This window comes from Streptomyces sp. SPB074 (genome assembly GCF_000154905.1).
Lineage (GTDB): Bacteria > Actinomycetota > Actinomycetes > Streptomycetales > Streptomycetaceae > Streptomyces.
Window position 1 is genome coordinate 2,363,650 of sequence record NZ_GG770539.1, and the last position, 3,284, is coordinate 2,366,933.

The window sequence follows — 3,284 nt, forward strand, 5'->3', positions numbered from 1 at the left end:
GGGACCGCGCTCGCGGCATTAGCGCCGAACGGGGCGATGACGTCCCGTTCCTCGACGAGGCGCACGACGCGGATGTCCGGGGTGTCGAGCGCGGTCGGGAGCGGGTACCCAGTCAGGTCGGGGTGGCGGACCAGGCCGCGCGGGGTGCGCAGGTTCTCGGTGAGCGCGGCGCCGACGCCCTGCGTCACCCCGGCCTCGATGCGGGCGCGCAGCTGTGCCGGGTTGAGGACCCGGCCCACGTCCTGGGCGACCGTCAGCTCCACGACCCGGATCGCGCCCAGCTCGATGTCCACGTCCACGACCGCGCGCACCGCGCAGAAGGCGAGCCCCACGAAGGCGTCGCCCTGGCCGTTCGCGTCGAGCGGTTCGGTCGGGTGGGGGCGGCACTGCGCCGTCGCCCACAGCTCCTTGCCCTCCAGGGTCTCCGCGACCGTCGTGGAGAGCACCCCGTCGTAGCTGGTGATCTTGCCGTCGGCGATCTGGAGGAGTTCGGCGGACATGCCGAAGGTGTGCGCGAGGGGCTGGAGGAGCTGCGTGCGGACCATCTTCGCGGCGCGCTCGACGGCCCCGCCGGAGACCCAGGTGTGCCGGCCGTGGCAGGCGGGCCCGGCGGGCGGCTGGTCGGTGTCGACGGGGGCGACGCGCACGTCCTCGATACCGAGCACGTCCTGCACGATCTGCCGCGCGAGCGTCGAGAAGCCCTGCCCGGTCTCGACGGCGGCGCAGATGACCGTGGCCACGCCGTCGTGGATCTTCACGGTGGCCGTCGCGACCTCGTCCGCGCCCTCGGCGCCGAGCATGTGGACCATGCCGACGCCGTAGCCGACCCCGCGCCGTACGGCGGCGGGCTCGCCCGCGCCCTCGGGCCCGCCGGGCAGCAGCCACTCGTCGGCGGGGGTGTCCTTGGGGAGCGGGGGCAGTTCCTCGTCCCGTACGGCTTCGAGGAGTTCGGCGACGGGCGCGGGGCACGTCACGCTCTGGCCGGTCGGCAGGACGTCGCCGGTCGCGAGGACGTTGCGCAGCCGCAGTTCGGCCGGGTCCACGCCGGTCTTCTTGGCGAGCTTGTCCATCTGCGCCTCGTAGGCGGCGCACACCTGCATCGCGCCCTCGCCGCGCACGTGCCCGGAGGGCGGGTTGTTGGTGCGCACGACCCAGCCCTCCACGAAGGCGTTCGGGACGACGTAGGGACCGCAGGCGAAGGAGACGGCGGCGGCCAGCGCCTCGCCCGAGCTGCCCGCGTAGGCGCCCGCGTCCATGAGGATCTGCGCCTCGACCTTGACGAGTCGGCCCTCGGCGTCGGCGTGGTGGCGGTAGCGGAGCAGGGTCGGGTGGCGGTGGGCGTGGCCGAGGAAGGAGTCCTCGCGCGAGGCGGTGAGCTTGACGGGGCACTGGGTGCGCATCGCGAGCAGCCCGAGGGGCAGCGTGAAGCTCTGGTCCTCGCGGTCGCTCGTCGCGCCGGGGACGCCGGTGACGACGACCTTGACCTGGTCGGGGCTGAGCCCGTAGCAGGCGGCGGCGAGGTCGCGGTCGCCGTGCGGGTCGGTCGAGGCGGTGTACAGCTCGACGCCGCCGTCCGGGCGCGGCACGGCGAGCCCGGCCTCTGCGCCGATCGGCGCGGGGTCCTGGCGGCCGATGCGGTAGAGCCCGTCCACGACGATCTCGCCGACCGCCTCGGGGTCGCCGGAGCGCAGCGGGATGTGCCGGACGAGGTTCCCGTCCGGGTGGAGCGGGGCGGCCTCGAAGGACGCCTCGGGGTCGGTGACGGGGTCGAGGGTCTCGTAGGTGACCTGGATGGCGGCGGCGGCCATACGGGCTGTGTCGGGGTGGTCGGCGGCGACGGCGGCGATGGCCTCGCCGTGGTGGCGCACGAGGTCGGAGGCGAAGACGGGGCGCTCGCCGCCGAAGGAGTGCGCGGGCAGGTCCTCGTGCGTGAGGACGGCGCGTACGCCCGGCATCCGCAGGGCCTCGCCGGTGTCGATGGAGACGATCCGCGCGTGGGCGTGCGGGGAGCGCAGGACGGCGGCCCACAGCAGGCCCTCGGCCCACAGGTCGGCGGCGTAGGGGAAGGTGCCCTCGGTCTTGGTGCGCAGTTCGGCCGGGGGCAGCGAGGTGCCGAGGCCGAAGGGGGGCCGTTCCTCGGCGGGTGCGGCGTCCAGGGACTCCGGGGACTCCGCCGTCGACTCGCTCATGCCTGCCCTCCGTCCTGCGGGTGGGTGCCGGTGCCGTCGTGGGCGTAACTCGCTTCGGGCGGCGGCGCGTAGGGCAGGCCCGCGCCGTACGTCTCGGGCCCCGCCTGGTGCGGGACGTGGGGGCGGGGCTGCCCGGTGGTGTCCGGCGCGGCGTCCTCGTGCTCCTGGGGGAAGGCGAACTGCCCGGTGGCGCCCGGGTCTTCGGCCTCGGCGGGCCAGGCGGCCCCGGCCGCCTCCTCCTTGGCGGCGGCGCGCTCCTCGCTCGCCTCGCGCCGGCTGGCCGCGACGTCCTCGACGGCGTCCAGGACGCCCCGGTAGCCGGAGCAGCGGCACAGGTTCCCGCAGAGCGCCTGCCGGGTCTCCAGCGGTGTCGGCGCCGGGTTGCCCTCCAGGAGGTCGTGCACGGTCATCGCCATGCCGGGCACGCAGAAGCCGCATTGCACGGCGCCGTGCGCGGCGAGCGCGCGCTGCACGTCCGACGCCTCGCCGTCGCACGCGAGTCCTTCGACGGTACGGACCTCGCTCCCGGCGGTCGTCGCGGCCGGTACGAGGCAGGAGGCGACGAGCCGCCCGTCGACCTGGACGTTGCACGCCCCGCACTCGCCCTGCGCGCACCCGTCCTTGGCCCCGGCGAGCCCGAGCCGCTCGCGCAGCACGTAGAGCAGGGACTCGCCGATCCAGGCGCCCTCGACGGGCCGTTCGACGCCGTTGACGGAGAGCGTGTAGGCGGCGAGGGGGTGTTCGTCGGGGAGGGGGAGGCCGCCGGGGGCGGAGGGGGCCTCGTCCTCGGGCGCGGGCTGCGGGGCGGGCGCGGGCTCGCGGTCGTCGTCGTGCTCGGCCCCGGCCTCGTGACCGGCTTCGGGACCGGCTTCGGAGGCGGGTCCCTCGGCGGGCTCCGACCCGGTCGCGGGTTCCGGCACGTTCCCGGCTTCCGGCACGGCCCCGGCTTCCGGGGTCTCCCCCGCGCTCCCCCGCTCGCCCGCGTCCTCCGCCGCGTCCGGGGCCTCCGCCGCGTCCAGGGCCTCCGGCGCGGGCGCGCCCTCCGGTTCCCCCTCCGCGACGGGTTCCTCCGCGTCCGGTACGTGTCCGGGCGCC

2 protein-coding genes are annotated in these 3,284 nt (G+C 76.1%); both read right to left on the reverse strand.

Annotated elements, in window-relative coordinates:
* On the reverse strand, positions 1-2,189 hold a 2,189-nt coding region (locus SSBG_RS09620), incomplete at its 3' end, for a xanthine dehydrogenase family protein molybdopterin-binding subunit (protein ID WP_037871284.1).
* A partial coding sequence (locus tag SSBG_RS09625; RefSeq protein WP_234010452.1) for a (2Fe-2S)-binding protein occupies positions 2,186-3,284 on the reverse strand: 1,099 nt, incomplete at its 5' end. The genes SSBG_RS09620 and SSBG_RS09625, both read right to left, overlap by 4 nt.